Source organism: Rhizobium sp. Leaf306, from assembly GCF_001423425.1.
Taxonomy (GTDB): Bacteria; Pseudomonadota; Alphaproteobacteria; order Rhizobiales; family Rhizobiaceae; genus Neorhizobium; species Neorhizobium soli.
Genome location: NZ_LMNX01000001.1, coordinates 732,281 through 747,895 on the forward strand (window position 1 = coordinate 732,281; position 15,615 = coordinate 747,895).

Annotated in this window: 13 protein-coding genes and 1 tRNA gene; 4 read left to right on the plus strand and 10 right to left on the minus strand. The window is 60.6% G+C overall.

What is annotated here, in order from left to right; genetic code table 11:
- Window positions 1-1,299, plus strand: coding sequence for an FAD-binding oxidoreductase (locus ASG19_RS03480; RefSeq protein WP_062453754.1), 1,299 nt, complete (start codon window positions 1-3; stop codon window positions 1,297-1,299).
- Window position 1,300: 1 nt separating this feature from the next.
- On the opposite strand, the gene ASG19_RS03485 is transcribed toward ASG19_RS03480, so the two are convergent.
- The 6 genes from ASG19_RS03485 to ASG19_RS03505 all read right to left on the minus strand — a co-directional run bounded on the left by ASG19_RS03485 (window position 1,301) and on the right by ASG19_RS03505 (window position 6,270).
- Complete coding sequence (locus ASG19_RS03485) at window positions 1,301-1,957, minus strand: TetR/AcrR family transcriptional regulator (protein ID WP_062453755.1); 657 nt, start codon at window positions 1,955-1,957, stop codon at window positions 1,301-1,303.
- 184 nt (window positions 1,958-2,141) lie between these two features.
- Window positions 2,142-2,663, minus strand: a complete 522-nt coding sequence (locus tag ASG19_RS03490) for a gluconokinase (RefSeq protein WP_062453756.1) — start codon at window positions 2,661-2,663, stop codon at window positions 2,142-2,144.
- 57 nt (window positions 2,664-2,720) lie between these two features.
- Window positions 2,721-3,791: an AbrB family transcriptional regulator gene (locus ASG19_RS03495; RefSeq protein ID WP_062453757.1), complete on the minus strand. Its 1,071-nt coding sequence runs from the start codon at window positions 3,789-3,791 to the stop codon at window positions 2,721-2,723.
- A 143-nt stretch (window positions 3,792-3,934) separates the two neighbouring features.
- Window positions 3,935-4,411 carry an iron-responsive transcriptional regulator RirA gene (rirA, locus tag ASG19_RS03500; RefSeq protein ID WP_062453758.1) on the minus strand — a complete coding sequence of 159 codons (477 nt, stop codon included), beginning with the start codon at window positions 4,409-4,411 and terminating at the stop codon, window positions 3,935-3,937.
- Window positions 4,412-4,533: 122 nt separating this feature from the next.
- On the minus strand, window positions 4,534-4,665 hold the full coding sequence (locus ASG19_RS24590; protein WP_256413688.1) for a hypothetical protein: 132 nt from the start codon (window positions 4,663-4,665) through the stop codon (window positions 4,534-4,536).
- Between the two features lie 108 nt (window positions 4,666-4,773).
- Window positions 4,774-6,270 (minus strand): CoA-acylating methylmalonate-semialdehyde dehydrogenase, encoded by a 1,497-nt coding sequence (locus ASG19_RS03505; RefSeq protein ID WP_062453759.1) that lies wholly within the window; start codon window positions 6,268-6,270, stop codon window positions 4,774-4,776.
- Window positions 6,271-6,392: 122 nt separating this feature from the next.
- Here ASG19_RS03505 and ASG19_RS03510 point away from each other — a divergent pair, with 122 nt between their 5' ends.
- Window positions 6,393-7,298, plus strand: a complete 906-nt coding sequence (locus tag ASG19_RS03510; protein ID WP_062453760.1) for a LysR family transcriptional regulator — start codon at window positions 6,393-6,395, stop codon at window positions 7,296-7,298.
- 63 nt (window positions 7,299-7,361) lie between these two features.
- Here the strand turns inward: ASG19_RS03510 and ASG19_RS03515 are convergent, their stop codons facing one another.
- Window positions 7,362-7,607, minus strand: a complete 246-nt coding sequence (locus tag ASG19_RS03515) for a helix-turn-helix transcriptional regulator (protein ID WP_062453761.1) — start codon at window positions 7,605-7,607, stop codon at window positions 7,362-7,364.
- 244 nt (window positions 7,608-7,851) lie between these two features.
- Here ASG19_RS03515 and ASG19_RS03520 point away from each other — a divergent pair, with 244 nt between their 5' ends.
- Window positions 7,852-8,316 (plus strand): hypothetical protein, encoded by a 465-nt coding sequence (locus ASG19_RS03520; protein ID WP_062453762.1) that lies wholly within the window; start codon window positions 7,852-7,854, stop codon window positions 8,314-8,316.
- Window positions 8,317-8,338: 22 nt separating this feature from the next.
- Here the strand turns inward: ASG19_RS03520 and ASG19_RS03525 are convergent.
- Together ASG19_RS03525 and ASG19_RS03530 are read right to left on the minus strand one after the other, a co-directional pair.
- Window positions 8,339-8,415, minus strand: a tRNA-His gene (locus ASG19_RS03525).
- Window positions 8,416-8,556: 141 nt separating this feature from the next.
- On the minus strand, window positions 8,557-9,003 hold the full coding sequence (locus ASG19_RS03530; RefSeq protein ID WP_062453763.1) for a phasin: 447 nt from the start codon (window positions 9,001-9,003) through the stop codon (window positions 8,557-8,559).
- A gap of 238 nt (window positions 9,004-9,241) precedes the next feature.
- Here ASG19_RS03530 and ASG19_RS03535 point away from each other — a divergent pair, with 238 nt between their 5' ends.
- Window positions 9,242-13,294 carry a PAS domain S-box protein gene (locus ASG19_RS03535; protein ID WP_062453764.1) on the plus strand — a complete coding sequence of 1,351 codons (4,053 nt, stop codon included), beginning with the start codon at window positions 9,242-9,244 and terminating at the stop codon, window positions 13,292-13,294.
- Between the two features lie 230 nt (window positions 13,295-13,524).
- Here ASG19_RS03535 and ASG19_RS03540 read toward each other — a convergent pair whose 3' ends face one another.
- Window positions 13,525-15,501 carry an acetoacetate--CoA ligase gene (locus ASG19_RS03540; RefSeq protein ID WP_062453765.1) on the minus strand — a complete coding sequence of 659 codons (1,977 nt, stop codon included), beginning with the start codon at window positions 15,499-15,501 and terminating at the stop codon, window positions 13,525-13,527.
- Window positions 15,502-15,615 lie beyond the last annotated feature (114 nt).

Below are 15,615 nucleotides of genomic sequence, written 5' to 3' on the forward strand. Positions count from 1 at the left end.
ATGGCTTTCAAACCCGCAGACAATCCCCGCCACGCCAATTCCTGGTATGCCGCCTCGGCCAATGACAAGCGTGTGCGCCCTGCCCTAGAGGGCGAGATCGAGGCCGATGTCTGCGTGATCGGCGCGGGCTTTTCCGGCATCTCGGCCGCTCTCGAACTGGCCGAGCGCGGCTATTCCGTCGTGGTGCTGGAGGCCGAGCGGATCGGCTTCGGCGCGTCGGGCCGCAATGGCGGGCAGATCGTCAACGGCTATAGCCGCGATCTGGAAACGATCGCCGGACGCTACGGGCGCGACAAGGCCGTGCAGCTTGGCGCGATGTCGCTCGAAGGCGGCGAGATCATCCGCGCCCGCGTAGCGCAATACGGGATCGACTGCGATCTCGTGCCCGGCGGTTTCTTCGCGGCCTTCACGGACAAGCAGGTGCGCGAGATGGAGCTGCACAAGGCCGTCTGGGAACAGCACGGCCATGACGGGCTGGAGATGGTCTCGAAGGCAGACGTCGGACGCTATGTGAAAAGCGACCGCTATGCCGGCGGCATGATCGACAGGAAGGGTGGCCATATTCACCCGCTCAACCTCGTGCTCGGGGAAGCGGCAGCTGCCGAAAGCCTGGGCGCGCAGATTTTCGAGGGATCGCGGGTGGTGGGTATCGACCAGACGGCAAAGCCCGTGGTCAGAACCGACAAGGGTCGTGTCACGGCATCCTATGTGCTGGTGTGCGGCAACGCCTATCTATCGCCGCTGCTGCCGGAGATCCATGGCCGGATGATGCCGGTTTCGAGCCAGGTGATGGCGACGGAGCCGCTGGATGCGGGCCTGATCGAGCGCCTTCTGCCCGCAAATTACTGCGTCGAGGATGCCAATTACATTCTCGATTACTATCGCCGCACCGCCGACAACCGTCTGCTCTACGGTGGCGGCATCGGCTATGGCGGCAGCGACCCGAAGGACCTGACGGGCGTGATCCGCCCGAACATGCTCAAGACCTTCCCGCAGCTGAAGAATGTCAGGATCGACTACGCGTGGAGCGGCAATTTCGCGCTGACGCTGACCCGCATTCCGCATGTGGGAAAGCTGTCCGACACCGTGTTCTTCTCGCACGGCGACAGCGGCCACGGCGTGACCACCACGCATCTGCTCGGCAAGATCCTTGGTGAGGCGGTTGCCGGCCATGCGGAAAGGTTCGATACCTGGGCATCACTGCCCAACCTGCCCTTCCCGGGCGGGCGGGCGTTCCGCGTGCCGCTCACCGCGCTCGGGGCCTGGTGGTACGGCATGCGGGACAAACTCGGGCTGTAGCTTACAGCGATGCGGGAAAACTGCCTTTGAAGTAATAGGTCGACTGTGCCCGGACGATCGACTTGAACTGTGCAACGATTTTGGCTGCCTCGTCTTCCGTCACCATCAGCGCCAGACGCAATGTTGCCGCGGCCATGTGGAACATAAGAAACAGTGTGCGGGCGTAGTTCTCCCAAAGCTGTTCGCTGACGAACCGCTTGGTGATCTCGAAGAAGAGGTCGGCCTGGAAGCGGGTTTCGGTAATGTCACGGTCTGCCAGCGCCTTGTCGGCCTGGATGGCGTTCAACAGATCCTGTGTCGACGGCTTTTCGCGCATGCGGGTGTAATAGAGGTCGAAAAGAACGTCCGTTGCATCCAGCGCGTCTTCAGCCGTCGAGATCTGCGGGATATGTCCGACGATGATACCGCGGACTTCCTCGACATAGCGCTCATGGAGCATGGCGATGATCGCCGACTTGTTGGGGAAATACTGGTAGACGGAGGCGATCGGACCACCTGAAAGAGACGCAATCTCCTTCATCGTGACCGCATCGATACCCTTTTCACCGATCAGCTCCATCGAGACCTTCAGGATATCATCAATGCGTTCGCGGCTTCTTTCCTGTTTCGGTACCCGACGAAGTGAACTCCCGCCTGCACTCTGCATCGAATCTCGCATCCGCAACTCTCTCCGTACGCCCTGTCGCCTATACTGGACGAGGCGATAAGAGAGGCACCTGGCAGCATAGTTACATTATAAGTTTGCGTTGTACGGCAAGTCAGGCATGTCGGATCACCGAAAGCATTAGAATTTTGAAAATAATTCGACACTCAAACAGTCTATCTTGAATTAGGATCGCGTGTCATATCGTATCCTTCAACCCCGCTACGGCATCTGCCACGATGCGGTCGAGCGTGGCGTCAATGTCGACGGTCACGACGCCTGCTTCACCCTCGGGGCTTTCCAGCGTGGCAAGCTGGCTTTGCAACAGAGACGTCGGCATGAAATGGCCCTTGCGCTCGCCCATCCGGCGGCTCAACAGCTCCTGGCTTCCTTTGAGAAACACGAAGGTCAGTTTGCCACCCGCAGCGCTGCGCAGCCGTTCGCGGTAGACGACTTTCAGTGCAGAGCAGGTCACCACGAGGTCTTCTGAACGCGCGAGAGCCTCGGCGATCTTCTCGCCGATCACGTCGAGCCAGGGCCAGCGGTCTTCATCGGTGAGCGGAGTTCCCTGCGCCATCTTGTCGACATTGGACTGCGGATGCAGACTGTCGCCTTCCATGAAGCGGCAATTCAGGCTCTCTGCCAGACGCTCAGCGACGGAACTCTTTCCAGCGCCGCTGACGCCCATGACGATGATGGCTCTGCCAGCCTGTTTGCTCATTGGTTGCTCCTCTTTGATATCGACAGCCGGTCTCCTTCAACCGCATTGAGCGACAGATCACAAGTCCCGGCGATCTTCAACGCCAGTCGCGGACTTGCCCGAACCCGTTTCATCGCGCCCGAGCGCAAACGGCATCAGGATCGACAGAAAGATCAGGCGCAGGACGTGATGGGCGCCGACATAGGTCGGGTCGGCATGCAGCATGACCGCCATCGCCGCCATGGTCTCCAGCCCACCGGGCGAAAACGCGATCAGGGCCGCATCGAGCGGTATGTCCAGGACATACGAGACGGTGCCGGCCATGGCCGCCGCCATGACCGAGACGATCACCGTGACCACGAGGCCGGATACGAGCGCTGTGCGCACCTCGAGAAGCGAGATTCCGCAAAAGCGCGTTCCGATGTTGGCGCCGAGAAGGATATAGACGGGGACAATGAGCCAGGAGGGAACGCCACCGGTGGCGAACGATGTCACGTGGGTTGAGATCGAAACCAGTGTGCCGGCGAGCAGAAGGGCTGCGGGAAGCTTCCAGCGCAGGAAGAGCATGCCGATGACGGTCGAGACCGCAAGGATGCCCAACAGCATCGGCAGGTCCATCGCGATGACCTGAGTGACACTATCTCCGCCGCCAAGATCAAATGCTGTGACAATCAGGGGTACGCTGATGGTCAACAGAAGGACGCGCACGCTCTGGGAAATGCCGACCGTTCGCTGGTCGCAACGCATGTCAGCGGCAAGACTGAGCACGTAGCTCAGATGTCCCGGCGAAGCTGCGAGGAAAGCCGTGGTGCGGTCGTAATGGAAGAAACGCTGCATGACCCAGGCCGCGACGTAAAGCAGAGCTGTGACCGTGACCATGACCATCACGAAGCTTAGCGGCCAGCGCTTGATCGCAACGAGGATGTCGGGCGTGACGGTCGCCCCCATCGAGATGCCGATGACGATGAAGCAGCCGTTCCGGACGATTTTCGGGATCGAGAGGGTGAGGCCTGCGATACCCGCAAGCGACACGGCCAGCGCCGGACCGATTAGATAGGGAGCGGGGAAGCCGATCATCGCGGCGATCAGCGCACCGCCGGCACCGACCAGCGCGGTCAGGGCAAATTCACGCAGTTGGGGAAAGGGCATAGCAACGAATATCTGGGTGACCACCCGGAGCCAGGCTCAAGGGGCCATCAATAAAGGAAACGTTGCCTACTCCTAAAGAAGACAGCCCGGAGGTCAACCTGCCGGGCCGCTAAACTGATGCTGCGATGAGATCTGTATTGAGATCAGGCGGCGGGTGCCGCGACCATCTTGGCGATTGCCGGCGGCGGATCGATCCCGAGCAGGAAGTTGATCTGCGGGCGCGCCTTGACCAGATCGTCGATCGTATAGTCTGCCAGCACGTCGAAGAAGGCATTGAGCGCCTTGCGAAGTGCCGAGTTGAGACCACAGCTATCGACCAGAGGACATTCGGCGACGCCCTCCTCGAAACATTCGGCCATCGCGAAACTGTCTTCCGTCACGCGGATCACATCAAACAGAGTGATACGGTCGGCAGCGCGACCGAGGCGAACACCGCCGTTTCGGCCGCGAACGGTCTCGACCAAGCCGGCCTTGGTCAAAGGCTGCAGGATCTTGAAGAGAAACAGTTCGGACACGCCATAGGCGCGCGCGATCTCCGGGATGCGGCTGAGCTTCCCCTCGTTCGCAGCACAGTACATGAGCATGCGAACGGCGTAGTTGGTCTGCTTTGTCAGGCGCATATTCGTCTCCCGAGACTCGTCACGGCCCCATACATAGTGGGTTTGCTAGTTTTGAACAATTCCAAAGTTTGCGAAATTGCCCTTGAACGCTGCGTTGCCGATGACGCGCTTTATTGCCGGCATTATCCGGCAAGGCCCATGTGTACCGCAAACCAGACTGGAACTGCAAACAGGAAGGTCGCCGCCAGAAACGTTATGCCGATTTTCGCCAGGCGGATGCGGCGCGCGCGCGAAACGTCCCACTCGTAATTCATGATGAACACTCCCCCTCACACGAATGTGTAAATTAGCAGCGCCTAGGAAGAGGTCAATGTCTCCGCCGCACGAGAATGCGGCGGAGCGTGTCTATTCGACAGCCGGGCTTATTTCATCACGGGCATGACGAATTCGGCGCCATCCTTGATGCCTGTGGGCCAGCGGCTGGTTACCGTCTTGGTGCGGGTCCAGAACTTGATCGAATCCGTGCCATGCTGGTTGAGGTCGCCGAAGGACGAGGACTTCCAGCCGCCGAAGGAGTGATAGGCGAGCGGCACCGGGATCGGAACGTTGACGCCGACCATCCCGATATTGATCCGCGAGGCGAAGTCGCGGGCGGCATCGCCGTCGCGGGTATAGATCGCGACACCATTGCCGTATTCATGGCGCATCGGCAGGTCGAGCGCTTCCTCATAAGTCTTGGCGCGCACCACTGACAGGACAGGGCCGAAGATTTCGGTCTTGTAGATGTCCATGTCGGGCGTGACGTTGTCGAACAGGCAGCCGCCGACGAAATTGCCGTTTTCGTAGCCCTGCAGCTTGAAATCGCGGCCATCGACAACGAGGTTTGCGCCCTCTTCGACACCCTTGTTGATCAGGCCGAGAATACGCTCCTTGGCCTCCTTGGTGACGACCGGGCCCATGTCGGCCTTTTCGTCCGTGTAGGGGCCGATGCGCAGGGATTCGACCATCGGCGTCAGCTTCTCGATCAGGCGATTGGCGGTTTCATCGCCAACAGGGACAGCCACCGAGATCGCCATGCAGCGCTCGCCGGCCGAGCCGTAACCGGCGCCCATCAGGGCGTTGGCGGCCTGGTCGAGATCGGCATCGGGCATGATGATCATGTGGTTCTTCGCGCCGCCGAAGCACTGCGCGCGCTTGCCGTTCATGGCGGCGGTTCCGTAGACGTAGCGGGCGATCGGCGTCGAGCCGACAAACGAGACGGCAGAGATATCCGGATGCGTCAGGATCGCATCGACCGTGGACTTGTCGCCGTTGACGACGTTCAAAATGCCGGCCGGAAGGCCTGCCTCGATCATCAGTTCGGCCAGACGCATCGGCACGGAGGGATCGCGCTCGGAAGGCTTCAGGATGAAGGCATTGCCGCAGGCAATCGCCGGTGCAAACATCCACATCGGGATCATCGCCGGGAAGTTGAACGGCGTGATGCCGGCACCGATGCCGACCGCTTGCCGAATGGAATACATGTCGATGTTCGGACCGGCACCCTCGGTGAACTCGCTCTTGGAAAGATGCGGGATGCCGATGACGAATTCACAGACTTCAAGACCGCGAACGATGTCACCCTTGGCATCCTCGATCGTCTTGCCATGCTCGCGCGACAGCATCTCGGCAAGTTCATTCATGTTGTCATTCAACAACTGGACGAACTTCATGAAGACGCGGGCGCGGCGCTGCGGGTTGGTGGCGGCCCAGTTCGGCTGGGCAGCCTTGGCATTCTCGACGGCTGCATTCAGATCCGCATCGCTCGCAAGCGCCACGGTCGCCTGGACTTCGCCCGTTGCCGGATTGAAGACATTGGCCGTGCGCCCGCTCGTGCCGGCAAAATGCTTGCCGCCGATGAAATGACCGATCTCGTACATGGTGATCCTCCTTCTTGAAGTTGTAAGCGGCGAGGATACGCGTCAATTTGCACAAGGCAACGCCATGGTTTACGCATCCGTTGTGCAAAATTCGACACAACGATACCCACCGTGAGGTGACGATGAACTGGGATGACCTGCGGCTTTTCCTGGCTGTGGCGCGCAGCGGACAGATCCTGGCGGCTTCCCGTCGGCTGGGCATCAACCATGCGACGGTCGGGCGCCGGATATCAGCGCTGGAAGAGGATCTGCGCACGCGGCTGCTGATCCGCCGCACCAATGGCTGCGAGTTGACGCCGGAGGGAGAGGTGTTTTTGCGGGCCGCCGAGCGGATCGAAACGGAAATGCTGGACGCGCAGGCAAGCACCGGCCGGATCGACGCGGCAATTGCCGGTACCGTGCGGGTCGGCGCGCCCGACGGGTTCGGCGTGCACTTCCTGGCCTCGCGCCTGGGAATGCTGACGAAGCGGCATCCGCAGCTGAAACTGCAACTGGTGCCGGTGCCACGCTCGTTTTCGCTGTCGCAACGGGAAGCGGATATCGCAATCACGATCGACCGGCCAGAACAGGGGCGCCTGGTCTCATCGCGGCTGACGGATTACACGCTCGGCCTCTACGCCTCGAAAGCCTATCTCCAGGACGCAGGCGTGCCCGACAGTATCGAGGCGCTCAAGGACCATGCGCGGATCGGTTATGTGGAAGACCTGATCTTTTCCCCGTCGCTGAACTTCACCGGCGAGGTGATGCGCAACTGGGATGCCGGGTTCGAGATTTCGAGCGCAATCGGCCAGATCGAAGCGGTGCGGTCCGGCGCCGGGATCGGCATTCTGCACGACTATGTCGCTTCGCAGGACATGAACCTGACCCGCATCCTTCCGGACATCTCCATTCGCCGGGCCTATTGGAGCAGTTATCACGAGACGGCCAGGAACCTGGTGCGGGTTCGAACCGTCGCGGATTTCCTGCGGGAAGTCATTCAGGAGGAAGCGCGGATCTTCGTGTGGAAACCGCCGTCCGGACAAAAATAAAGCCCGCGAGAAGCGGGCCTTAAGCATTCACAGCGTCCAGCATGATAGGCCGGACGTCTCCGATTACGACGCCTTCAGAACCGACATCGGCATCTTGAGGGCATTTGCGATGCGCTTCAACTTGGCAGGATCGAAATCCGTGCCGTTCTCCATACCCACGATCTCGTCCGTGACCAATCCGGTCGTAACGGCAAGATCGTCGATGCTGTAGCCGGCAGCCTGGCGCGCTTGGGCAATCAACCCAGCCACCTGATCCGGTGCGAGAACCTGTTCTGTCGGGGCACGAAAGTTATTAATGGAAACCGTCATGGTAATCTTCCTTCCGTCAAAATCTGCCGCTAGGCAGTGAAGGGGGCAAGCAGCCCGAAGTTCGACTGCACAATTTTGGTGCCGCCAGAGCACAATAGATATGCATTGATGCCCCCACGGCAAGGGCATTCGCTGCACTGCAACAAAAAGTGTTGGGCGTCGTCGCAGATCCGAGCCCGTTGTTTGCCGCTTTTTCGAACAAAAACAGTCTTCGCGCGTTCTCTGCTCGAATAGGGACGTCAATATGCATCAGTCGAGTTCGAAACGTTTTGAAAATCTGGGTATACCCGGAAGCACAGATGCTGACATTCTCGAGGCGGCGCATCGCCTTGTGGAGCTTCATCTGACCTATTTGCGCGAACACGAGACGAAAAACGACCTCTTCGACGTGCGCGACCTGCCGGCCTCCAAGGACTCGCTGGTCAATGCTTTCCGGTTGACGCTAGCGACCGAAAACAGGACTCATATGCGCACGCTGTTGCTGAAGGCGGGCATGACATTGGCGCAGTTTCAGGAAAACATCGGTCGCCCGATGATTGTCAAATCGCAGGATGGCCATAAACCAAACCAGGTCCGGCGGAGCGATATCGATGCTGCCGTAGCGCGGCGGTTCAACAAGGCCCTGGTCCAACTGGGCGAAGAACGCGCCAGGCTCGGCCGTGTGTTTCAGGACGCCATGCGGATTGCCGGCGACAAGCCGCTTCACTGATCTGAAATTCCAGGAAAAGAAGTGGTACGGTTGAGTGGGGTCGAACCACTGACCTCAGGCGCCACAAGCCTGCGCTCTAACCAACTGAGCTACAACCGCACAAGACGCCTAAATCGCGTCGCCGGTGCAGATACTGCCATCGGCAGCGTTTGGCAAGCCCCTTTTGAGAGAACGAAGCCAAAAATGGAATGGCCGCCCAGTCGGCGGCCATGGAATACGGGCGTGATGCGCTGGTCGCTATCAAGCGGTCCGGAAATTTGCCAGTGCCTTTTCGGCAGCGTCCTTGCCCGGCCGCGACACGTCTTCTGCAAGCTGGCGGGCCATGTCCTGCATGGATTTTGCCTGCTCGACCGTCGCCTCTGCCTGACGGCGGATGAACGAGGTCTGCAATTCGAAGAATTCCGACGCTGATTTGACGCCGAGCAGCGCCTGCATGTGCGAGAGCGACAGATCCGCATTGGACCGGAACGCTTCCATTGCCTTAAGCCCGAGTTCAACGGAACCGGACTGGGCCGTGTGAACTGTGGATTCCACCGCCATGGTGGCTTCCTCTGTCGCGGCTTTCATCCTAGCATAGGCTTCACTGGACTGGCTTGCGCCCTGCCCGGCAAAGTCGCGAAGGCGTTCGCCAAGCTTCATGGGATCGAAAGCGGAAAACGAAAACATCTCTTCTGTGCCGTGTGCCATCGCGAAAGCTCCTCCAAGGCCCTACCCCGACTTTTAAATGGGCAAAAGCCGGAGTTGGATGCCTGAAATATAATCGCAAACGTTGTGCCGCGCAACGAATTTGTGCGGCGCACAAAAGCGCCGCCGTTAACCCTGACGGAGGTTTAACCGGTCGGCCTGTGGACCCCGGAAGGGGGGCAAGGTATTAACGAAGGATTAAGTCTCTCAGGAATGCCGGTAGTTAACCGACAGGTCGTTCATGTCCTCTGTACAGTACCCTTTCATCGACATCGCCGTCCACGAGCGCGTCAGGGAACGCTTTGCAGCGGGCGACGGTATAGTGCTGTTTTCCTCCGACATGCGCATGCCTTTGTGGGCGAACGGACGCGGTGCAGCGCTCTTCGGATTTGGCTCGATCTACGACCTGATCGATCAGGGGCCGAACCGCGCCGACGTGGCCTTTCGTCAGGTCGAGGCAACCGCCCGCCAGCTTGCCAAGGTCGGCGATACAAGAGGCCTCGCAGTCCGCGTTATTTCAGGTTTCCAACGGGTCGTGCTTCGCGGGGCCTGTGAACTTGTCGAAGTCCATGGCGAGCGGGCCATTCTGTTTTCGGCAGCACCCGAGCGGGAGCTTGCAACGATCGCCGAGCGTGCGGAGCGGATGATCGAGGGCTTCGAGGAAGCAGACACCCATATCGCTATCGTTGACGCGGCAGGCAAGGTTGCCGCTGCCTCCGAGCGTTTTGAAAGTCTCGACATATCGGAAGCGGCGATCACGACGCTTTCGGCGACGGCATCCGCCGATCCCAGCCGGCTTGCCAAACGGCCGATCATGACCGCCAAGGGCAACCTTCCGGCTGCCATCGGCAAGCTTTCGGACGCCCCTGCCCTCTACATTCTATTCACGGTCGATATGGCGACCGATGACGCGGTTACCCCGCAAACCTTGGTTGATCCCGGCGTCGTTGCGATGGTGCCCAATGACGAGACCGCCGTCATCGACGCCCTTGCCGCGATCGAGGACGATGTTGAGGCTCAGGAAGAGTTCGAGCTTCCTGAAACCGTGACGGCGGCAGAGGCAACCGAGATCAACACGGTCGCGATTGAAGAGACTGCGGCGGACGAAGAAAATTCCGAGCCTGCCGAGCAGCCGGAGCCGGTTGCGGAAATAGAGGCTGCGGTAAGCGCGGTTAACGACGCAGCTACGGTTGCTGACGCGCCGGTCGATGGCGACGTACCAGTTGAAGAAGCGGCGGCGGTAGAGCCGGAGAGTGAAGAAGTCGATCTGGAGCCGGCTCCGGAAGCAGTTGCCGAAGACATCGTGTCGGAGGATGTTGTCGAAGACATTCCGGCGCATGAGATCGCGGAAGCCTCGGACGAGATCGCGGAAGACCGCCTTCCGGCACCGGAGGCAGCGGATGCATCCGAGCCCGCCGAAACACGGAGCGAGCAGGCTCTGACATCGGTCGCCGCTCCCGAAACTACGGTTGCCGAGCCCGATGCATCCGGCGACGTGGAAGGCTTTGTGTTCAGCCGCGATTCACGCGCTGTGCGTTTCGTCTGGAAGATCGATGCCGATGGGCAGTTTACAGAGGTCTCGGGCGAATTCGCCAAGGCCGTGGGACCGCATGCCGCAGATGTTGTCGGCATGGCGTTTTCCGACCTCGCCGCTCTCTTCCATCTGGATCCCGAGGGGCGCATCACCGAACTGCTCGGCAAGCGCGACACCTGGTCGGGCAAAACCATCTGGTGGCCGGTAGAGGGCACGGCACTTGTCGTGCCGGTCGATCTGGCGGCACTGCCCACCTATACCCGGAGTCGCGAATTCGACGGCTTCCGCGGCTTCGGCATCGTACGGATCGCCGACGCCAAGGATGATCCTGACGCCACCGGCCTGACGCTTTCGCCGACGACGGTCGAGGATGAAGCGGTCAAGGAGACTGACGAACCGGGCATCGAGGACGCGGTAAACGACGCCGATCTGCCATCCGATGACGCGGAGCAGGTCTCCGACGTTCTGGAAGACCGCCCGGTGGAGACGGAAGCGCAACCGGCGGAACCCGAAGCAACGTCCCCCTCCGATAGCGCTATCTACGGAACCACCTATTCCGATAGCGACCGTTCCGACGCTGCCCCGCTCGAGTGGCCAGCCGGTGAGCGTCCTGCGCTGCGACTGGTCGAGAACCCCGGCCGTCGCCAGTCCGACAAGGTCATCCAGCTCGAAGAACACCGCGCCCGCCTGACGCCGGTCGAACAGGCGGCCTTCCGCGAGATTGGGCGCCAGCTCGACCGCGCAACGGAAGAAACGCCAGTGAGCGCCGAGACTGCGCCTGCTGAACCAGCGCCGAGCGAAGCTTCCCCCACAAGCGAGATTTCCGCGGAGAATACTGACGTTTCAGAGCCAGTGGCAGATGAGACTGATGTGACCAATGCTTGGCAGGAGCAGCCTGCTTCGCACGTGGCATCCGAAGAAGAGGTGCGTTCCGCCGATGACGCACCGGCCGCAGAAGACCACGTGTCGGATGAGGCCGAGATCGCCGCTCAGGCGGAAGACGAAGACCAGAGCATCGAGGCATCCGAAACCGATCTCGACGGCAGCGCTGTTGACGACCACTTCGCCTCGGACTTCCCGCCTGTCGCTGCAAACGAGAACCAGAGCGACAGCGAGGACGACGCTGGCACGGAAATCCCGGCTGCAGCAATGCTTGAGCCCGCAGATGTTGCGCCGGAGCCAGAGCATGTCGAGCCATCCGACGTCCCTCTGCTGAGCATGATCCCGGTGCGCGAGCGCATCGGCCTCTCCGCCGAGATTGTCGACCAGATGCCGGTGGCACTGCTCGTTCACAACGGCGACACGCTGATCCATTGCAATCCGGAATTCCTCAAGCTGACCGGCTATGCATCACTTGAGGAACTGGAAGAGGTCGGCGGTCTGGATGCCCTCCTGCAGCGCCAGGACTTCGATGGCGATGGTGCGAGACCAAGCGGCATGGTGGTGGTGCGTGCCGACGACGAGATCCTGCCGGTGACCGCACGTCTGCAATCGGTTCGCTGGGACGACACGACGGCCCTGATGCTAGCGCTGATGCCGACGACATCCGACGCGTCGGAAGCAAACTCGCTGTCCGATCACCCGGGCGAGGAAATCCGCACGGTTGCCCGCACCGTCCGCCCTGCCGACCAGTTGGTCCGGCTGCAGGTGGAAGTCGAAGAGTTGCGTGCCATACTGGAAACTGCGACCGATGGCGTCGTGCTGATCGGTGCGGATGGCGAGATCCGTTCGGTGAACAGGGCGGCAAGCGCGCTGTTCAACTACGATCAGGAAGAAATCGACGGCAAACCGTTCGTGATGCTGTTTGCCCATGAAAGCCAGCGGGCGATCGTCGATTATCTTTCCGGACTTGCCGGGCATGGCGTTGCCAGCGTGCTGAACGATGGCCGCGAGGTGATCGGTCGCGAAGCGTCCGGCGGGTTCTTGCCGCTGTTTATGACGATCGGCAAGCTGACCTCGTCGAACGGTTATTGCGCCGTGATCCGGGATATTACCCAGTGGAAGCGCACCGAAGACGAGCTTCGCACGGCAAAGCGCGCCGCCGAGACAGCCAACGCGCACAAGAGCGATTTCCTGGCGCATGTCAGCCACGAGATCCGCACGCCGCTTAACGCCATCATCGGCTTTTCAGACATGATGGCCGGCGAGCGGTTTGGGCCGATCGGCCATCCGCGCTATATCGAATATGCCAACGACATCGGTCGGTCCGGTCGCCACGTACTCGACATCGTCAACGACCTTCTCGACATCTCGAAAATCGAAGCCGGCGAGATGGAACTGGATTTCGTCGCTGTCGGTCTCAACGAAACGATATCGGAAGCCGTGTCGCTGGTGCAGCCGCAGGCAAACGGCCAACGAGTGATCATCCGCACCGCGCTGTCGCAGGCTGTGCCGCAAGTCGTCGCCGACCTGCGCTCGGTCAAGCAGATCGCGCTGAACATACTGTCGAATGCGATCCGGTTTACACCATCAGGCGGGCAGATAGTGGTGTCGACCGCCTATGAGCCGAATGGCAGCGTGGCGCTGCGTATCCGCGATACAGGGATCGGCATGACCCGGGCGGAACTGGAACTTGCGATGAAGCCTTTCCGGCAGGTTGCCGGTGCTGCCCGCAAGCGTGGCGACGGAACAGGTCTGGGGCTGCCGCTTACCAAGGCGATGGTGGATGCAAACAAGGCAGCCTTCTCGATCAGCTCGGCGCCGAACGAGGGAACGCTGGTGGAAATCACCTTTCCGCCGCAGCGGGTGCTTGCCAACTGAACGCACGTAAAAAGAAGGCAGCCCTGAGGCTGCCTGGAATTGATGCTGTTCGAAAAGTGACGGAAGACTTCCTAATCAGCAAAGCCTGAGCCTTGCTCATCTTCCCTACACGAAAAGTATCATGCCGGATCAGTTTTGGCGGGCGAGGCTTAACACGCCGTTAAAAACCAATACCAGTTCCGGCAATGCAGGCACTGCGAACCGCAATGGCACAGGGCACCTGATGGCCGTCAATTCCGCAATTCCGCGACATTGGCAAACAGCTCCAGCGCGTCCGGGTTGGCAAGCGCCTCCCGATTTCTGACCGGCCGATTGTGAACGATATCGCGCACGGCAAGTTCGACGATCTTGCCGGATTTGGTGCGGGGAATATCGGCGACCTGGACGATCTTTGCCGGCACGTGCCGTGGCGAGGCGCCTGCGCGAATACGCGCCTTGATCTCCCTGGTCAGTCGGTCGTCCAGCGTCAGTCCGTCCGCCAGCCGGACGAACAGCACGACGCGCACATCCTCGTCCCAGTCCTGGCCGATACAGATCGCTTCGGCGATCTCGTCCATCTGCTCGACCTGATTGTAGATCTCAGCCGTGCCGATCCGAACCCCGCCGGGATTAAGCGTCGCATCGGAACGGCCATGGATGACGATGCCGCCATGGGTCGTCCATTCGGCGAAATCGCCGTGGCACCAGATGTTGTCGAACCGCTCGAAATAGGCGGCGCGGTATTTCTGGCCGTCTGGATCGTTCCAGAACATCAGCGGCATGGAGGGGAATGCCTTGGTGCAGACGAGTTCGCCCTTTTCGCCACGCACCGGCTGGCCCTCGTCGTTCCAGACATCCACGGCAAGGCCGAGGCCCGGCCCCTGGATCTCGCCGCGCCAGACCGGCTTCAGCGGATTGCCCAGCACGAAGCAGGAGACGATATCCGTGCCACCGGAGATGGAGGCGAGATGGACGTCGTTCTTGATGCCCTGATAGACGAAGGAAAAGCCTTCCGGTGACAGCGGCGAGCCCGTCGAGGTCACGAGGCGAAGGGTGGACAGATCGTGGCTCTGCGCAGGCACGATGCCGCTTTTGCGCACGGCGTCGATATATTTCGCGGACGTGCCGAAAACGGCGAACCGCTCCTGTTCCGCATAGTCAAACAGGATGTTGCCATCCGGAGCAAAGGGCGAACCGTCATAGAGGCAGAGTGTGGCGCCAACTGCGAGACCGGAGACCAGCCAGTTCCACATCATCCAGCCGCATGTGGTGAAATAGAACAGGTTTTCACCCGGCTCGATGCCGCAATGCAGCCGATGTTCCTTCACATGCTGGAGAAGCGTGCCGCCGGCCGAGTGGACGATGCATTTCGGGATGCCGGTCGTGCCTGACGAAAACAGGATGTAGAGCGGATGCGAGAACGGCAGCGGCTCGAATTCGACGGTCCGTGCCGTAAATGGCGCCAGGAAATCGGCAAGCGCGCGGCCGTCGGAGAGGGTCTTTGCGAGCGGAGCGGCATCCTTTTGCTGCGACCCCGCGTAGGGCACGACCAGAACCGGTACGCCGAGCGTCTTTGAAACCGCGTCGACCTTTGCCGACACATCCTGCAGTTTGCCGTTGTACCAGTAGCCATCGCAGGTGATGAACAGCTTTGGGCCGATCTGTCCGAACCGGTCCAGCACGCCCTGTTCACCGAAATCCGGTGAGCAGGAAGACCAGATTGCCCCGATAGAGGCTGCTGCCAGCATGCAGGCGATCGTTTCAGGCATATTCGGCATCATCGCGGCGATGCGATCTCCCCTGCCGATGCCGAGTGCGCGGTATGCCTGCTGAAGCCTTGACACCTCACCCTGCAACCTTTCCCAGGACCAACGGTCCTTGACCTTGTCCTCGCCCCAGAAGACCAGAGCGTCCGAGGTCTTCGCGTCGGCTCCGCTGCCGGCAAGCAGATTTTCGGCGAAGTTCAGGCGTGCATGGGGAAAGAAGCGGGCGGCGAGCATTTCGCCATCGTCGTCCAGGTAGACGTCGCCTTTGTCGCCCTTGACGCCGCAGAAATCCCAGACGGCGGACCAGAAATCGCCGCGCTGTTCGATCGACCAGCTGTGGAATGCGTCGTAATCCTCAAAACCGATTGAATACCGCTCGCTGCACCAGACGATGAAGCGGGCAAGCGGTGCTGTCCGCAACGTCTCCTCCGATGGCGACCAAAGCGGCTGCTGCTCACTCATGCAATTCTCCTCCTATGCCGTTCACAGGCGCGTCCCTGACCGTCTGTATATCATGCGATCTAAGGGGATAAAGCACTGGAGCGCGCGCTTGCTGCATTTGCGCGACGCCGGCAT

Bases quoted from the DNA above. Each gene is read 5' to 3' on its own strand.
- ASG19_RS03480 (WP_062453754.1), top strand. From the start codon at position 1: ATGGCTTTCAAACCCGCAGACAATCCCCGCCACGCCAATTCCTGGTAT.
- ASG19_RS03485 (WP_062453755.1), bottom strand. From the start codon at position 1,957: ATGCGAGATTCGATGCAGAGTGCAGGCGGGAGTTCACTTCGTCGGGTA.
- ASG19_RS03490 (WP_062453756.1), bottom strand. From the start codon at position 2,663: ATGAGCAAACAGGCTGGCAGAGCCATCATCGTCATGGGCGTCAGCGGC.
- ASG19_RS03495 (WP_062453757.1), bottom strand. From the start codon at position 3,791: ATGCCCTTTCCCCAACTGCGTGAATTTGCCCTGACCGCGCTGGTCGGT.
- rirA (WP_062453758.1), bottom strand. From the start codon at position 4,411: ATGCGCCTGACAAAGCAGACCAACTACGCCGTTCGCATGCTCATGTAC.
- ASG19_RS24590 (WP_256413688.1), bottom strand. From the start codon at position 4,665: ATGAATTACGAGTGGGACGTTTCGCGCGCGCGCCGCATCCGCCTGGCG.
- ASG19_RS03505 (WP_062453759.1), bottom strand. From the start codon at position 6,270: ATGTACGAGATCGGTCATTTCATCGGCGGCAAGCATTTTGCCGGCACG.
- ASG19_RS03510 (WP_062453760.1), top strand. From the start codon at position 6,393: ATGAACTGGGATGACCTGCGGCTTTTCCTGGCTGTGGCGCGCAGCGGA.
- ASG19_RS03515 (WP_062453761.1), bottom strand. From the start codon at position 7,607: ATGACGGTTTCCATTAATAACTTTCGTGCCCCGACAGAACAGGTTCTC.
- ASG19_RS03520 (WP_062453762.1), top strand. From the start codon at position 7,852: ATGCATCAGTCGAGTTCGAAACGTTTTGAAAATCTGGGTATACCCGGA.
- ASG19_RS03530 (WP_062453763.1), bottom strand. From the start codon at position 9,003: ATGGCACACGGCACAGAAGAGATGTTTTCGTTTTCCGCTTTCGATCCC.
- ASG19_RS03535 (WP_062453764.1), top strand. From the start codon at position 9,242: ATGTCCTCTGTACAGTACCCTTTCATCGACATCGCCGTCCACGAGCGC.
- ASG19_RS03540 (WP_062453765.1), bottom strand. From the start codon at position 15,501: ATGAGTGAGCAGCAGCCGCTTTGGTCGCCATCGGAGGAGACGTTGCGG.